Origin of the sequence: Citrobacter sp. RHB35-C17 (assembly GCF_013816795.1) — a bacterium.
Classification (GTDB): domain Bacteria; phylum Pseudomonadota; class Gammaproteobacteria; order Enterobacterales; family Enterobacteriaceae; genus Citrobacter_A; species Citrobacter_A amalonaticus.
This window is the reverse complement of record NZ_CP057150.1, coordinates 1,265,665-1,280,759: the sequence shown is the minus strand read 5'-3', so window position 1 is coordinate 1,280,759 and position 15,095 is coordinate 1,265,665. Positions and strand designations below refer to the sequence as shown.

At 54.1% G+C, this 15,095-nt stretch carries 11 protein-coding genes; 9 read left to right on the top strand and 2 right to left on the bottom strand.

The window, feature by feature from the left end:
* Positions 1-65: 65 nt before the first annotated feature.
* The 7 genes from HVZ37_RS06005 to ybaK all read left to right on the top strand — a co-directional run bounded on the left by HVZ37_RS06005 (position 66) and on the right by ybaK (position 8,537).
* Positions 66-1,460, top strand: coding sequence for an MFS transporter (locus HVZ37_RS06005; RefSeq protein WP_044258914.1), 1,395 nt, complete (start codon positions 66-68; stop codon positions 1,458-1,460).
* 104 nt (positions 1,461-1,564) lie between these two features.
* The gene (locus tag HVZ37_RS06000; protein ID WP_043001534.1) at positions 1,565-2,596 is read left to right on the top strand and encodes a LacI family DNA-binding transcriptional regulator; all 1,032 of its coding nucleotides are present in this window, start codon (positions 1,565-1,567) and stop codon (positions 2,594-2,596) included.
* A 10-nt stretch (positions 2,597-2,606) separates the two neighbouring features.
* Complete coding sequence (locus tag HVZ37_RS05995) at positions 2,607-3,590, top strand: nucleoside hydrolase (protein ID WP_044265276.1); 984 nt, start codon at positions 2,607-2,609, stop codon at positions 3,588-3,590.
* A gap of 60 nt (positions 3,591-3,650) precedes the next feature.
* Positions 3,651-4,364, top strand: coding sequence for an MgtC/SapB family protein (locus tag HVZ37_RS05990; protein ID WP_043001536.1), 714 nt, complete (start codon positions 3,651-3,653; stop codon positions 4,362-4,364).
* A gap of 96 nt (positions 4,365-4,460) precedes the next feature.
* Positions 4,461-6,962: a copper-exporting P-type ATPase CopA gene (gene copA, locus HVZ37_RS05985; RefSeq protein ID WP_044327986.1), complete on the top strand. Its 2,502-nt coding sequence runs from the start codon at positions 4,461-4,463 to the stop codon at positions 6,960-6,962.
* A 98-nt stretch (positions 6,963-7,060) separates the two neighbouring features.
* The gene (locus HVZ37_RS05980) at positions 7,061-7,855 is read left to right on the top strand and encodes a TraB/GumN family protein (RefSeq protein WP_044258922.1); all 795 of its coding nucleotides are present in this window, start codon (positions 7,061-7,063) and stop codon (positions 7,853-7,855) included.
* A 202-nt stretch (positions 7,856-8,057) separates the two neighbouring features.
* On the top strand, positions 8,058-8,537 hold the full coding sequence (ybaK, locus tag HVZ37_RS05975) for a Cys-tRNA(Pro)/Cys-tRNA(Cys) deacylase YbaK (RefSeq protein WP_043001540.1): 480 nt from the start codon (positions 8,058-8,060) through the stop codon (positions 8,535-8,537).
* A 108-nt stretch (positions 8,538-8,645) separates the two neighbouring features.
* On the opposite strand, the gene ushA is transcribed toward ybaK, so the two are convergent.
* Positions 8,646-10,298 (bottom strand): bifunctional UDP-sugar hydrolase/5'-nucleotidase UshA, encoded by a 1,653-nt coding sequence (ushA, locus tag HVZ37_RS05970; protein ID WP_043001541.1) that lies wholly within the window; start codon positions 10,296-10,298, stop codon positions 8,646-8,648.
* A 225-nt stretch (positions 10,299-10,523) separates the two neighbouring features.
* Between ushA and fsr the strand changes: the two genes are divergently transcribed.
* The gene (gene fsr / locus HVZ37_RS05965; protein WP_043001542.1) at positions 10,524-11,744 is read left to right on the top strand and encodes a fosmidomycin MFS transporter; all 1,221 of its coding nucleotides are present in this window, start codon (positions 10,524-10,526) and stop codon (positions 11,742-11,744) included.
* A 213-nt stretch (positions 11,745-11,957) separates the two neighbouring features.
* The gene (gene ybaL / locus HVZ37_RS05960) at positions 11,958-13,634 is read left to right on the top strand and encodes a YbaL family putative K(+) efflux transporter (protein ID WP_043001543.1); all 1,677 of its coding nucleotides are present in this window, start codon (positions 11,958-11,960) and stop codon (positions 13,632-13,634) included.
* A gap of 119 nt (positions 13,635-13,753) precedes the next feature.
* Here the strand turns inward: ybaL and gsk are convergent, their stop codons facing one another.
* The gene (gene gsk, locus HVZ37_RS05955; RefSeq protein ID WP_061070456.1) at positions 13,754-15,058 is read right to left on the bottom strand and encodes an inosine/guanosine kinase; all 1,305 of its coding nucleotides are present in this window, start codon (positions 15,056-15,058) and stop codon (positions 13,754-13,756) included.
* Positions 15,059-15,095 lie beyond the last annotated feature (37 nt).

Sequence of the window (15,095 nt, the reverse complement as noted above, 5' to 3'; positions counted from 1 at the left end):
CGCGAGTAGAACGTGAAGAGCACAAGCCTGCGACGTATGTCGACAGATAACTTCAAGGAGTTCTTATGAACACGCATTCATCCTCTGTTCCCCTGACGGATAACCAACAAGCCGCTCAGGAGCGGCTGGAAACCCCCGAAGGACGCCGCGAATTTTGGCGAGCGACATTTTCCTGCTGGTTAGGCACCACGATGGAGTATGCCGATTTTGCCCTGTACGGTCTTGCCGCAGGCATTATCTTTGGCGATGTCTTTTTTCCGGAAGCGACACCTGTCATGGCGTTACTTTCCAGCTTTGCCGCCTATTCCGTTGGGTTTATTGCTCGCCCCATCGGTGCGCTTCTGTTTGGCTGGATAGGCGATAAACATGGTCGGAAGATTGTCATGGTTATCACGATTGGATTGATGGGCTTGTCGACCATGTTAATAGGTTTGATCCCCAGCTACGCCCAGATTGGCGTCTGGGCGCCGGTATGCCTGGTTATCCTTCGATTTTCTCAGGGCCTGGGGGCCGGAGCGGAACTTTCAGGGGGTACCGTGATGCTCGGTGAATATGCTCCCGTTAAACGCCGTGGGCTGGTTTCCTCGATTATCGCGCTGGGCTCAAACAGCGGAACATTACTGGCTTCGTTGGTTTGGCTCATCGTCCTGCAAATGGACAAAGATGACTTATTAAGCTGGGGATGGCGTATTCCTTTTCTTTGCAGCATTCTTATCGCCGCTGCTGCGCTATTCATTCGTCGCCATATGCGTGAAACGCCCGTTTTTGAACGTCAAAAGGCCCTCCTGCAGGCCGAGCGAGAAAAAGTTCTTCGCGAGGGAAAAGCGCAGCAACAGCATGATACACGTAGCTTCTGGAAACGGACCCGTGCGTTCTGGACCATGGTCGGCTTACGCATTGGCGAGAATGGCCCCTCCTACCTGGCACAGGGATTTATCATTGGCTATGTCGCTAAAGTGCTGATGGTGGATAAATCAGTGCCGACCGTGGCGGTGTTTATCGCATCGGTTCTGGGATTTGCCATTATTCCTCTGGCGGGCTGGCTTTCCGATCGATTCGGCAGACGGATCGTCTATCGTTGGTTCTGCTTGTTACTGATCCTGTATGCTTTTCCGGCATTCATGCTGCTGGATTCTCGTGAGCCATGGATTGTCATCCCAACGATCATTACCGGGATGGGAATCGCGTCACTGGGTATTTTTGGTGTTCAGGCTGCATGGGGCGTTGAGCTTTTCGGTGTCAAGAATCGTTATACCAAAATGGCATTTGCAAAAGAGCTCGGTTCGATTATGTCTGGCGGGACAGCGCCACTTATCGCCTCGGCATTGCTCTCGTTTTATGGGCACTGGTGGCCAATCGCTCTCTATTTCGCTCTGATGGCCACAATTGGACTGGTAACCACGTTCTTTGCACCAGAAACCCGTGGACGGGATCTTAACTTACCCGAGGATGCAATTTGAGGCCAGAGAACGTGAGATGCGCGTTCTTTACCAAAGATTTTTGGGTCATAACGCCTTATGCTGTCTGGAAAAAATCACTCTGAACGCAATCAGGTAGGTGCCTCGTGACTCAATCACATTCGCAACGCGTAACACGTTCTGACGTGGCAAAAGAAGCGGGAACGTCCGTCGCTGTCGTTAGTTACGTTATTAATAATGGTCCACGTCCCGTTGCCGAAGCGACCCGGCAACGTGTACTACAGGCTATTAAGAAAACCGGCTATCGACCCAATGGCATCGCGCGTGCGCTGGCTTCAGGGAGTACACAAACTTATGGGCTTGTCGCACCGGATATCTCGAACCCGTTTATCGCCTCTATGGCTCATGCTCTGCAACACGAAGCATTTGCTGATGGCAAAGTACTCCTGCTGGGTGATGCGGGCGACAGCAGCTGCCGTGAACGTGAACTGATTAATAATATGTTGCACCGCCAGGTTGACGGGCTGATCTACACCAGTGTGGATCGTCATCCTTATATCAATTTGATTCAGGAGAGCGGTACGCCCTGCGTTATGCTCGATCGCGTGGATCCTGGACTTAACGTCAGCGTTATCCAGGTTGATGAACAACAGGCGGCGATGCAGGTAACCCAACATCTGATTGATCACGGATATCGCGACATCGGCATCATCTGTGGTCCGCGTGAAATGCTGAATACTCAGGATCGTATCCGGGGCTGGCAGCAGGCGCTGGAAGCCTCATCGCTAATGGTCAATCCTTCATGGATTTTTTCGACCAACTATACCCGCGCCGGAGGTTACGAGGCGACAAAACGTATGCTGCAACGCCAGCCACCGCGCGCGTTGTTCGCGACGAATGAACAGCAGGCACTGGGTTGCTTACGCGCCCTGGCGGAACATGGGCTGCGCGTCCCTGAAGATGTTGCACTGGTCTGTTTTAACGCAACACATGAATCGGCTTACAACGTCCCTTCTTTGACCGCCGTTCTGCAACCGGTCGATAAGATGGCCCGTGCGGCAATTGACATGCTGAAAAATTGGGATGGAGAGGTTCGCCGCGTTGAATTTGAGTTTTATTTACGAACAGGAGAATCGTGTGGCTGCCAGGGACATGAAGTACAACCCGAGACAACGTGAAAATACATCGATGCGTATCATAATTGACTGCGATCCAGGCAATGGCATTCCCGGCGCGAATATTGATGACGGCCTGGCGCTAGCGCTGGCGATTGCCGCTCCGCAAATCACTCTGGAAATGATCACTACTGTCGCAGGAAATACGCCAGCAGATGTGGGATATGCCGTCGCTAAAGATCTCATTGCGCAATTGGCTATTCCCGTTTCTGTTTACCGTGGAGCCTCGCGTGCGCTCCGGGAAGATCCGCTTCCCTGGCGTGAAAAACTGGATCAGGGTGTCGATCAGTTTGGCTTACGGCAACTCTGGTCGGAAGTTCCTGCCCCGGCATTGTGCCAGCAGGTGCCCCCCCATGCACCCGAGGCGATAGGTGAACTCATCTGTAATAACCCTGGTGAAATCACGTTGGTTGCTACCGGTCCACTCACCAATGTGGCCATTGCCCTGCAGCTTTACCCGCAGATTGTTCACGCGGTCAAAAATATCGTTGTTATGGGCGGCGTATTCAATGTGCCGGGCTACCTGAAAGATACCAATTTTGGTCTGGATCCTGAGGCGGCTCATGCGGTGCTTACCAGCGGCGCGCCCGTCACGCTGGTCCCGATGGATGTGACAACGAAAACTCAAATGCTTCACGCCGATTTGGATCGTCTGGCAAAAACAGAAAACGGGCTTAGCCGTTATCTGGCGCAAACCATTCGTCCGTGGATCACCTACTCTATGCAAACCCGCCATCTGCCCGGATGTTGGATCCATGATGCGTTAACCGTTGCCTGGTTACTGGATCCCTCTCTGGCAACAATGGAGGAAGATTACCTGGATGTCTCTCTGGAAGGCATCACGCGCGGTATGACCTGTCGCTATGGACGTGACACGTTGCGTCTCAATGTAGGGATCCCTGAACCAAAAGGTGCGCGGGTAAAAATTCTGCAGAGCATCGATAACCGGCGACTTCTTTCGCTGATTGAGCACTATATCCATACCTACCGCGCCTAGCGTTACGGGTCAGAAAGGAGACCTTTTTACGCTGTTTGAGGTGAGTTTTCCGGAGGAAATATGAATACGTTATCCTTCCTCTTATTCGGTGAAGGAGAATCTCTGTTAATTACGCTGGGCAAAATTTGCGTCGCTTTTATCCTCGGCGGGATCATCGGTCTTGAAAGGGAATCGAAAGGAAAGCCTGTCGGATTTAAAACGTGCGTCATTATTTCCGTAGCCAGTTGCGTTCTGACCATCGTCTCTATTCAGTCAGCAGAGTATTACGCGGAAATCTCGATGAATATACGTAGCGATCCGATGCGCCTGGCCGCACAAATTATCAGCGGCGTAGGCTTTCTCGGTGCAGGTGTTATCCTTCATCGCCATGATGACGCCATCTCCGGACTGACAACCGCAGCCATTGTATGGGCTTCTGCGGGAGTGGGAATTACCAGTGGCGCCGGTTTTTATATGCATGCGCTTCTTGCCACAGGCTTGTTCCTGCTGGCCATAAAGCTCAGCTATTTTGTCATCTTTTTACAAACTAAAAATCAATTGCCCGGTAAAGTTAAGATTCGCATTATTCTTGACGAAAAATCAGGACTACAAACGCTGGTGGAAAGTATTAATCAGCAAAAAAACATTATTGAAGCTATCACCATCCGCGATGTCAAAAAGGGGAAAATAGAGGTTAATCTTAAAGTCGTGATTAGAAAAAAAATGACCTTACCGGAACTTTACAACAACCTTTCCACCCTCGAACATGTCTGCGCCATCGCACTGGAACATTAAAAAAACAGGGTGAAAACAAATCCCTTGACCTTCCCCTTGCTGGAAGGTTTAACCTTTATCACAGTCAGTTAATCCCTGTAATAAAGGAGTGAAGAGATGTCTCACACTATCAACCTGACCCTGGACGGCCTGTCCTGCGGTCACTGCGTCAAACGCGTAAAAGAGAGTCTTGAACAACGCCCGGATGTTGAACAGGCTGAGGTTACCGTGACTGAAGCGCTCGTCACCGGTACCGCCAGCGCCGAAGCGCTTATCGACACCATCAAACAAGCCGGTTACGGCGCAGAGTTAAGCCACCCAAAGGCTAAACCGCTGGCGGAGTCATCAATCCCGTCGGAAGCACTGGCAGCGGTCCCTCCTGAGCTTCCGGCAGCGACGGCTGAAGATGAGAGCCAACAGCTGCTGTTAAGCGGCATGAGCTGCGCCAGCTGTGTTTCCCGGGTACAAAATGCGCTGCAAAGCGTTCCCGGGGTCACGCAGGCACGGGTAAACCTCGCGGAACGTACTGCGCTGGTGATGGGCAGTGCGTCCGCCGCCGATTTAGTCCAGGCGGTGGAAAAAGCCGGCTATGGCGCGGAGGCGATTGAAGACGATCTCAAACGCCGTGAGCGCCAGCAGGAAACCGCCGTCGCGACAATGAAACGCTTCCGTTGGCAGGCGATTGTCGCCCTGCTGGTGGGTGTGCCGGTGATGGTCTGGGGGATGATGGGCGATAACATGATGGTGACCGCCGACAACCGCAGCCTGTGGCTGGCGATAGGTCTGGCGACGCTCGCCGTGATGGTTTTTGCCGGCGGCCATTTTTATCGCAGCGCGTGGAAGAGCCTGATGAACGGCACCGCCACGATGGACACCCTGGTGGCGCTGGGCACCGGCGTAGCCTGGTTGTACTCGATGAGCGTCAACCTGTGGCCGCAGTGGTTCCCGATGGAAGCGCGTCATCTTTATTATGAAGCCAGCGCGATGATCATTGGTCTGATTAACCTCGGACACATGCTGGAAGCCCGCGCGCGTCAGCGCTCGTCTAAGGCGCTGGAAAAATTACTCGATCTCACGCCGCCAACGGCGCGAGTGGTGACAGAAGACGGTGAAAAGAGCGTACCGCTAGCAGAGGTTCAACCGGGAATGCTGTTGCGTCTGACCACCGGCGACCGCGTACCGGTTGACGGTGAAATCACCCAGGGCGAAGCCTGGCTGGATGAGGCGATGCTTACCGGCGAACCTATCCCACAGCAAAAAGGGGAAGGCGACAGTGTGCATGCCGGTACCGTTGTGCAGGATGGCAGCGTGTTGTTCCGCGCCAGCGCAGTCGGCAGCCATACTACGCTGTCGCGCATTATCCGTATGGTGCGCCAGGCCCAGAGCAGTAAGCCGGAAATCGGTCAGATGGCCGATAAGATTTCCGCCGTGTTTGTTCCGGTTGTGGTCGTGATTGCGCTGGTCAGCGCGGGTATCTGGTACTTCTTTGGCCCGGCGCCGCAAATTGTCTACACCCTGGTGATTGCAACCACAGTACTGATTATTGCCTGTCCGTGTGCGCTGGGTCTGGCAACTCCAATGTCTATTATTTCCGGCGTGGGTCGTGCGGCTGAGTTTGGCGTACTGGTGCGTGATGCCGATGCGCTGCAGCGCGCCAGCACTCTGGATACCGTGGTCTTCGACAAAACCGGGACACTGACCGAAGGCAAACCCCAGGTGGTGGCGATTAAAACTGTAGGCGAGACTGATGAGGCGCAGGTGCTGCGTCTGGCGGCGGCGCTTGAGCAAGGCTCCAGCCACCCGCTGGCACGAGCGATTCTCGACAAAGCCGGTGATGGTGCACTGCCGCAGGTCAACGGTTTCCGCACCCTGCGTGGATTAGGCGTTAGCGGTGAAGCCGAAGGGCATACGCTGTTGTTGGGCAACCAGGCCCTGCTGAACGAGCAGCAGGTTGACACTCGCGAACTGGAAACCGAGATATCGGCCCAGGCTTCTCAGGGTGCTACGCCGGTGCTGCTGGCGATTGATGGTAAAGCGGCAGCGCTGCTGGCCGTGCGCGATCCGTTGCGTAGCGACAGCGTGGCCGCCCTTCAGCGACTGCACCGCGCCGGCTATCGTCTGGTGATGTTAACCGGCGATAACCCGACGACGGCTAACGCCATCGCCAAAGAGGCGGGAATTGATGAGGTGATTGCCGGCGTTCTGCCGGACGGTAAAGCAGATGCCATTAAACGTCTGCAAAGCCAGGGGCGTCAGGTGGCGATGGTCGGTGACGGCATCAATGATGCACCGGCGCTGGCGCAAGCCGATGTCGGGATCGCAATGGGCGGCGGCAGCGATGTGGCTATCGAAACCGCTGCAATTACCCTGATGCGTCATAGCCTGATGGGCGTGGCAGATGCACTGTCTATCTCCCGCGCAACGCTTCGAAACATGAAGCAAAACCTGCTTGGCGCATTCATCTACAACAGCATCGGTATTCCTGTTGCAGCCGGTATTCTGTGGCCGTTTACCGGTACGTTGCTGAACCCGGTGGTTGCCGGTGCGGCGATGGCGCTCTCGTCCATTACCGTGGTGAGCAACGCGAACCGACTGCTGCGCTTTAAACCGAAAGAGTAAGCGATGCCGGATGGCGTTTTAGCGCCGCCATCCGGCAATTCACACATTGCACACCCCTGGGCCACGCGTTAGCATGGGCTTCTGATTAGGGAGGTCGCATGGATCTGTTTTACCGGGTAAAAACATTCTTCGCTACGCTATCCGGCAATCGCTATACCTGGCCCGCCATTGATGTTTCGTTGCCCGGCAACCGCCATTTCCACCTGATTGGCAGTATTCATATGGGCAGTCGCGATATGTCCCCTCTCCCTGCCAGACTGCTCAAAAAGCTTAACAGCGCCGATGCACTAATTGTTGAGGCCGACGTCTCCGGCAATGACAGCCCTTTTGCCGATCTACCCGAATTTGCCGCACTGGAAGAGCGCATCAGCGAGGAGCAGTTGCGCAATCTGCATCGCGCGACCGATGAATTGGGGATCTCTCCGACGCTGTTTTCCACACAACCGCTGTGGCAAATCGCGATGGTGTTGCAGGCCACCCAGGCGCAACAGTTGGGATTACGCCCGGAATACGGTATTGATTATCAGCTGTTGCAGGCCGCCAAAAAGGCAGAAAAACCGGTGATTGAACTGGAAGGTGCCGCCAGCCAGATTGCACTGTTGTGTGAACTGCCAGACAACGGCCTGGCACTGCTGGAGGACACACTAACGCACTGGCACACCAACGCCCGGTTACTGCAACAGATGATGAGCTGGTGGCTTGACTCCCCGCCGCAGGACAATCACCTGACGCTTCCCAACACCTTCAGTCAGTCGCTGTACGATGTGCTGATGCATCAACGCAATATCGCCTGGCGGGATCGTCTGGCGGCACTGCCTGCGGGTCGCTATGTGGTGGCCGTCGGCGCGCTGCACCTTTATGGAGAGGGAAATCTGCCGGAGCTGATGCGATAAAAAAAGTGGCCAATATTTCTATTGGCCCGTCAAAGAGGAATTTCATCATTATTATTATGCCGCCGCTTAATGCGACGGTGTATGTCGATTGTCGCTCAAACTCTGCATCCTGCCAACATAATTGCGCAAGATGGTACTATATTTCGAACATTCGTTAGAGATATGCTTGACTCGTCATTTGGTTTAGCCAGGAAAAATAGCTATGACACCCGCCGTTAAATTACTCGAAAAAAACAAAATTACGTTCAGGATCCATACCTACGACCACGATCCCGCCGAGACCAACTTCGGCGATGAGGTGGTGCGCAAGTTAGGGCTGAATGCCGATCAGGTGTACAAAACGCTGCTGGTGGCGGTGAATGGCGATATGAAACATCTGGCGGTTGCAGTCACGCCGGTGGCCGGACAACTGGATCTGAAAAAAGTCGCCAAAGCGCTCGGCGCGAAAAAAGTCGATATGGCCGATCCGCTGGTTGCGCAACGCACGACCGGGTATCTGGTCGGCGGCATTAGCCCACTGGGACAAAAAAAACGTCTACCGACGCTGATTGATGCGCCAGCCCGGACGTTTGACACCATTTTTGTCTCTGGCGGCAAACGCGGGCTGGATATTGAACTGGCGGCGGTTGATTTAGCCGCGATTCTGGAGGCTGAATTCGCCGATATCGCCCGCCGGGATTAAGTGATTATAGAATGATGGCCTGATAGCGCGACGCTTATCAGGCCAGGAAACTGCACTAACCTGTAGGCCGGATAAGGTGCCCGCACCGCCATCCGGCACTCCGCCCTGTTACTGCCAGCTAACTTCCCCCTTCGGCTCATACGCACTGGCATCCAGCGGTGAGTTTTTCTGAATGTATTCCTTCAGCACTTCCGCATCAATAAACCCGGTGTTGACGTACCCCGGTTTGTTATCAATACGCGGATAGCCGTCGCCGCCGGTCGCGTTAAAGCTGAGCGTCGCCATACGGTAGGTTTTTGCCGGGTCAACCGGCTCGCCGTTGATTTTCAAATCGTTGAGCTTGCCCTCTTTTGCCACAAAGCTAACCCTGGCAAACTGCGGATAGGCGCCGGAGTCCGGTTTCATTTGCGCCACGGCCGTCAGATAATCCGTCACATCCTTACCGTTCATGTCGGCATATACGACAACGTTGCCGAATGGCTGAACCTTCAGCACGCTTTTATAGGTGATATCCCCGCCGTCAATCGAGTCACGAATGCCGCCGCCGCTCATAACGCCAAAATCGGCACCGGTGCGCGCCATTTGCGCAGCCAGAATCAAATGCCCCATGTTGGTTTGTACAAAACGGACCTTGCTGCGATCGCCTTCCAGTCGGTCATTCACCGCACCAATTTTCACATCCAGTTGCGCTTTTCCTTTATTCTGGAACGGTGACAACAGCGAGAGCATCTGCGCATTCTCCGCGATTTCCGGGGTGTAAAGTACGTGCTCACTTTTCCCGTCTTCCCAGGTCACTTTCTTCTTCAGGTTCACCGGAATCAGCTGATAGTTGACCATTTTCATCTCGCCGTTACGGAACTCAAAGTCCGCGCGACCCACGTATTTCCCCCACTCATGGGCCTGCACGATCCAGATCCCGTTCTGTTTGTCCGGTGCACACGGCGTACCGGGAACGTAATCCACCTGTTTCTTATTTTCCGCGGCCATGCACACCGGGTCCTGTGAGTGACCACCCACAATCATCGCCAGCGCGCCCTCTGGCAGACTGCGCGCCATTTCAACGTCGCCCGGCGCGTTCGATCCGTGGTTGCCGTTGTCGTAATGCCCCATATGAGTGGTGGCAATCATGACGTCCGGCTTTTCATTCATCTGCAATTCCTGAATCACCACCTTTGCCTCTTCCGCTGGTTTGCGAAATTCAATATCGGTGAAGAACTCAGGGTTACCGATTTTCGCCGTGTCGTCGGTGGTCAAACCGATCACCGCGATTTTCAAATCCTGGCGTTTAAAAATGGCCCAGGGTTTAAACAGGCGCTCGCCGGTACTTTTCTGGTAAATATTGGCTGAGAGAAACGGGAACTTCGCCCACTTCTCCTGCTGACGCAGGACGGTGAGCGGATTATCAAATTCGTGGTTACCGACCGCCATCGCGTCATAACCAATCAGGTTCATCCCGCGAAAGTCGGGCTCAGCATCCTGTAGATCCGATTCGGGTACGCCGGTGTTGATGTCACCGCCGGACAGCAGCAGGACGCTGCCCCCTTCGGCAGCCACCTCGCGACGAATCCCGTCCACCAGCGTTTTTTGCGCTGAGAGACCGTACTCGCCGTATTCGCTGCGCCAGAAATGGCCATGGTGATCGTTGGTATGCAGAATGGTGATTTTATAGGTTTTATCTTTTTCATAAGCCTGAGCAGGCTGACTTGCCAGCGTGAATGCAGCGAACAGTGCCAGCGCCACACCCCGTTTTAAAAATTTCATGTTTCTCTCCCTGATTCCTTCACTCGGCTGAAATTACAATTATCTGAAATAATAGTCGAATAAGTTTTCAGAATTGAGACTTCCTTCAAACCTCGTCCGCAGGTATGTTAGTCAGGTAATAATCACAATGACGATATTCCCCTGTGCGCAACATCATTCACGTTGCATCCGGGTAGCGTGAAGGATAAAGCGCATACATCGCAAATCAGACAGAAGTGACTTTCTATGGCAATGAGTGAACAAACCCAGCCAGCACCTGGTGCGTCCGCGCCAGTCGCTAAGGCACGCACGTCGTTCGGCATTTTAGGCGCGATCAGCCTTTCACATCTGCTTAACGATATGATTCAGTCGTTAATTCTGGCGATCTATCCGCTATTACAGTCCGAATTTTCACTGACCTTTATGCAGATAGGGATGATCACCCTGACCTTCCAGTTGGCCTCTTCGCTACTACAACCGGTGGTTGGCTACTGGACCGATAAGTACCCGATGCCGTGGTCGCTGCCGATTGGCATGTGCTTTACGCTAAGCGGTCTGGTGCTGTTGGCAATGGCCGGCAGTTTTGGCACCGTGCTGTTGGCTGCCGCGCTGGTCGGCACCGGTTCTTCGGTATTCCACCCGGAATCGTCCCGTGTGGCGCGTATGGCCTCAGGAGGACGCCACGGTCTTGCCCAGTCCATCTTCCAGGTGGGCGGTAACTTTGGTAGCTCCCTCGGTCCGTTGTTGGCGGCAGTGATTATCGCCCCTTACGGCAAAGGTAATGTGGCCTGGTTCGTTCTTGCGGCGCTGCTGGCCATTGTCGTGCTGGCGCAAATCAGCCGCTGGTATGCCGCGCAGCATCGAATGAGCAAGGGGAAACCAAAAGCAACGATTATCAATCCACTGCCGCGCAATAAGGTGGTGCTTGCGGTCAGCGTCCTGCTGATCCTGATTTTCTCGAAATACTTCTATATGGCGAGCATCAGCAGCTATTACACCTTTTATCTGATGCAAAAATTCGGATTATCGGTACAAAACGCGCAATTTCACCTCTTTGCTTTCCTGTTTGCGGTTGCTGCAGGAACGGTAATTGGCGGGCCTTTAGGCGATAAGATTGGCAGAAAATATGTCATTTGGGGCTCTATCCTCGGCGTCGCGCCGTTTACGTTGATTTTACCTTATGCCACCCTGCACTGGACCGGCATTTTAACGGTGATCATTGGTTTTATTCTCGCCTCGGCGTTTTCCGCCATTCTGGTGTATGCCCAGGAACTACTGCCGGGTCGTATCGGCATGGTTTCTGGTCTGTTTTTTGGTTTTGCCTTTGGGATGGGTGGCCTGGGAGCCGCGGTGTTAGGTCTGCTCGCTGACCATACCAGCATCGAGTTAGTCTATAAAATCTGTGCTTTCCTGCCACTTCTGGGGATCTTGACCATATTCCTACCTGATAACCGGCATAAAGCCTGAGTTTTTGCGGCTAAAGCTAAACTTTAGCCGCCCTCTCAGCCTGCTGCCATAAGCCTTTTCTCTGTCTACAACCCATTCGTTTTCCGATCCGTGCTTTTTTCAGCTCAAATTGCAGTTTTCTTCAAAATTCAATAATTATTCATAAACATAATAGTCAAAATTGTCATAAACTATTACCTGGAATTTTGGAAATCAGCTACCAAAGGAGACGGAATGCATCACGCCACCCCGCTTATCACCACCATTGTTGGCGGCCTTGTGCTCGCTTTTATACTCGGCATGCTTGCCAATAAACTGCGTATTTCTCCTCTGGTGGGATATCTGTTAGCGGGCGTTCTGGCCGGTCCTTTTACGCCAGGCTTTGTGGCTGATACCAAACTTGCGCCGGAGCTCGCTGAGCTTGGCGTTATTCTGCTGATGTTCGGCGTCGGTTTGCACTTTTCACTGAAGGATTTGATGGCGGTAAAGTCGATAGCCATTCCCGGCGCGATCGCCCAGATAGCCGTGGCGACGCTGTTGGGTATGGCCCTTTCCGCCATGCTGGGTTGGTCGCTGATGACCGGTATCGTCTTTGGTTTATGTCTTTCAACCGCCAGTACCGTGGTGCTGCTGCGCGCGCTTGAAGAACGACAACTGGTCGACAGTCAGCGAGGGCAGATTGCCATCGGCTGGCTGATTGTTGAAGATCTGGTAATGGTACTGACGCTGGTTCTGCTGCCAGCCGTCGCCGGAATGGTGGAAAAAGGTAACGTCGGCTTCGCCTCGCTGGCCGTCGACATGGGCATTACCATCGGTAAAGTTATCGCCTTTATCGCCATTATGATGCTGGTTGGCCGCCGTCTGGTACCGTGGATTATGGCGCGCAGCGCGGCAACCGGCTCCCGCGAACTGTTTACCCTTTCCGTACTGGCGCTGGCATTAGGTATCGCTTTCGGCGCGGTGGAACTGTTTGATGTCTCCTTCGCGCTGGGCGCGTTCTTTGCCGGGATGGTACTGAATGAATCGGAACTGAGCCACCGCGCGGCCCACGATACCCTGCCGCTGCGCGACGCGTTTGCCGTCCTGTTCTTTGTCTCCGTCGGTATGCTGTTTGATCCGCTGATTCTGATCCAACAACCGCTGGCCGTGCTGGCAACGCTTGCCATCATTATCTTTGGTAAGTCGGTCGCCGCCTTTTTCCTGGTGCGTCTGTTTGGCCACTCGCCGCGCACCGCACTGACCATCGCCGCCAGCCTGGCGCAGATTGGTGAATTCGCCTTTATTCTCGCCGGTCTGGGGATGGCGCTGAACCTGCTGCCGCAGGAAGGGCAAAATCTGGTGCTGGCAGGGGCGATTCTGTCGATTATGCTCAACCCGGTGCTGTTTGCTCTGCTGGAAAAATATCTGGCAAAAACCGAGACGCTGGAAGAACAAACGCTGGAAGAGGCTATCGAGGAAGAGAAGCAAATTCCGGTGGATATCTGCAACCACGCGCTGCTGGTCGGTTTTGGCCGTGTCGGCAGTCTGCTCGGTGAAAAACTGATGGCGGCCGGGATGCCGTTAGTGGTTATCGAAACGTCGCGGACACGAGTGGATGAACTACGCGAGCGCGGGATCCGCGCGGTGCTGGGGAATGCCGCCAATGAAGAGATTATGAATCTGGCGCATCTGGACTGCGCCCGCTGGCTGATCCTCACCATCCCGAACGGCTATGAGGCCGGTGAAATTGTTGCGTCTGCCCGCGAGAAGTGCCCGAATATTGAGATTATTGCTCGTGCGCATTATGACGATGAGGTCGAGTACATTACCGAACGCGGCGCTAATCAGGTCGTGATGGGCGAGCGTGAAATCGCCCGTACGATGCTGGAATTGCTGGAAACACCCCCTGCGGGTGAAATCGTGACCGGGTGATCGTCGTGGCATCGGCTCGTTTGCCTGATGGCGCTTCGCTTATCAGGCCTACATGATGACACAGATAATGGTAACGCCAGGCCGGATAGGACGTTTACGTCGCCATCCGGCATAATGACTTAACGATCCCAGTACGACTCTTCGAGGCTATCCTCACGCTCCGGCAGTCCACGCGTCAGACGCGGAGAGTGCTGGTTCAGTACCTGATAACTCACACGATTGGCATATTTACACACCTGAGCTAATGACGAATAGGTCAGCCAGGTGAACTTGTGCTTACTGGAATTCGGCACGTTCGAACGGTGATAGCTGTTGGCGGTAATATCGTGCAGCAGCGCCGCCAGCGCGCCGTCACCTGCGCCATTGGTGTTCATGATCTTTTCCGGACCGCCCATATACGGCGCGATATGGGAATAGACGCGCAGCGGATTGCGACAGTCTTTATGGCGCATCGCGCGGCTGAACTCATATTGGTTAAATTCGGCAATCGCCCCAGGCAACAACGGGTGTTGAGTTTTGCGTTTGGCTTCCTCTTCGGTAAAGCCCGCCATGTACAGCCCTACCGGTCCGGCGGTACACAACACCAGATCGACCCAGTCCAGCGCTTTATCAGATGCCAGCAGCGGATCGTTTTCACCGGTCAGCGCTTCGGCCTCTTCTTCATTCATTGCCAGGATTGAGACGTTCTCTTTCAGGAAACCCTGCCACCATTGCGGGTTATCGGCGATCACGAATTTGGTCCCAAGCGTCAGCACCACGGGCACATTGTGCTTTTTAGCGTACTCAATGGCCTTCATGGTGGCTTCCGGCATCGGCTCGCCTGGCTTGCAGCGTACCAGATAGGAGGTCAGCACCAGCGCCGATGCCCCGGCAATCACCGGTTCCGGAATGCTTTCCGCGCGCAACTGGTTCATGTGCCCTGGGCTGATGGCGAAGGTACGCTCACCGGATTCGCCTATCAGGGTAAAGCAGCGGCCAATCGGCCCGTCAACGCCCTGCAGATAGTTGAGGTCGGTCCGACTGGAGGTGTTGCACAAATAGCGGTAGGCGTAGCTGCCAATTTCGATGTTGCTGCACATCACGCCCAGCAACACCGAACGGTCATCGGCCAGCACGGAGTAGTTGTGCATGGTGTTACCAATCGTGCCACCGGCAAACTGATGGGTGATCAGATTGTCACGCACCAGTTCCTGATACAACGCTTCGGCCACATCGTCTTCAATCACCAGTGAATGCCCGGCACTCAGTCCATAACGTTGTACAAACGCGTCATCCACTTTCGCTTCAATATCGACCAGCGTTTGATCGATCCCCACCACCCATGCGGCGCTGGTTTCATTTTCAGGCTGGATTTGTTGCAGCAGTGGATCGCGTGCGTTGACAGGGAAATAGTGTTTGGATTTGCGTTTACCGGGAAATTTCATAGCTGTTTTTACAGGTGGATAACTGAGCGGTGCATGG

Coding starts and splice junctions, on each gene's coding strand:
- HVZ37_RS06005 (WP_044258914.1), top strand. CDS start 66: ATGAACACGCATTCATCCTCTGTTCCCCTGACGGATAACCAACAAGCC.
- HVZ37_RS05995 (WP_044265276.1), top strand. CDS start 2,607: ATGCGTATCATAATTGACTGCGATCCAGGCAATGGCATTCCCGGCGCG.
- HVZ37_RS05990 (WP_043001536.1), top strand. CDS start 3,651: ATGAATACGTTATCCTTCCTCTTATTCGGTGAAGGAGAATCTCTGTTA.
- copA (WP_044327986.1), top strand. CDS start 4,461: ATGTCTCACACTATCAACCTGACCCTGGACGGCCTGTCCTGCGGTCAC.
- HVZ37_RS05980 (WP_044258922.1), top strand. CDS start 7,061: ATGGATCTGTTTTACCGGGTAAAAACATTCTTCGCTACGCTATCCGGC.
- ybaK (WP_043001540.1), top strand. CDS start 8,058: ATGACACCCGCCGTTAAATTACTCGAAAAAAACAAAATTACGTTCAGG.
- ushA (WP_043001541.1), bottom strand. CDS start 10,298: ATGAAATTTTTAAAACGGGGTGTGGCGCTGGCACTGTTCGCTGCATTC.
- fsr (WP_043001542.1), top strand. CDS start 10,524: ATGGCAATGAGTGAACAAACCCAGCCAGCACCTGGTGCGTCCGCGCCA.
- ybaL (WP_043001543.1), top strand. CDS start 11,958: ATGCATCACGCCACCCCGCTTATCACCACCATTGTTGGCGGCCTTGTG.
- gsk (WP_061070456.1), bottom strand. CDS start 15,058: ATGAAATTTCCCGGTAAACGCAAATCCAAACACTATTTCCCTGTCAAC.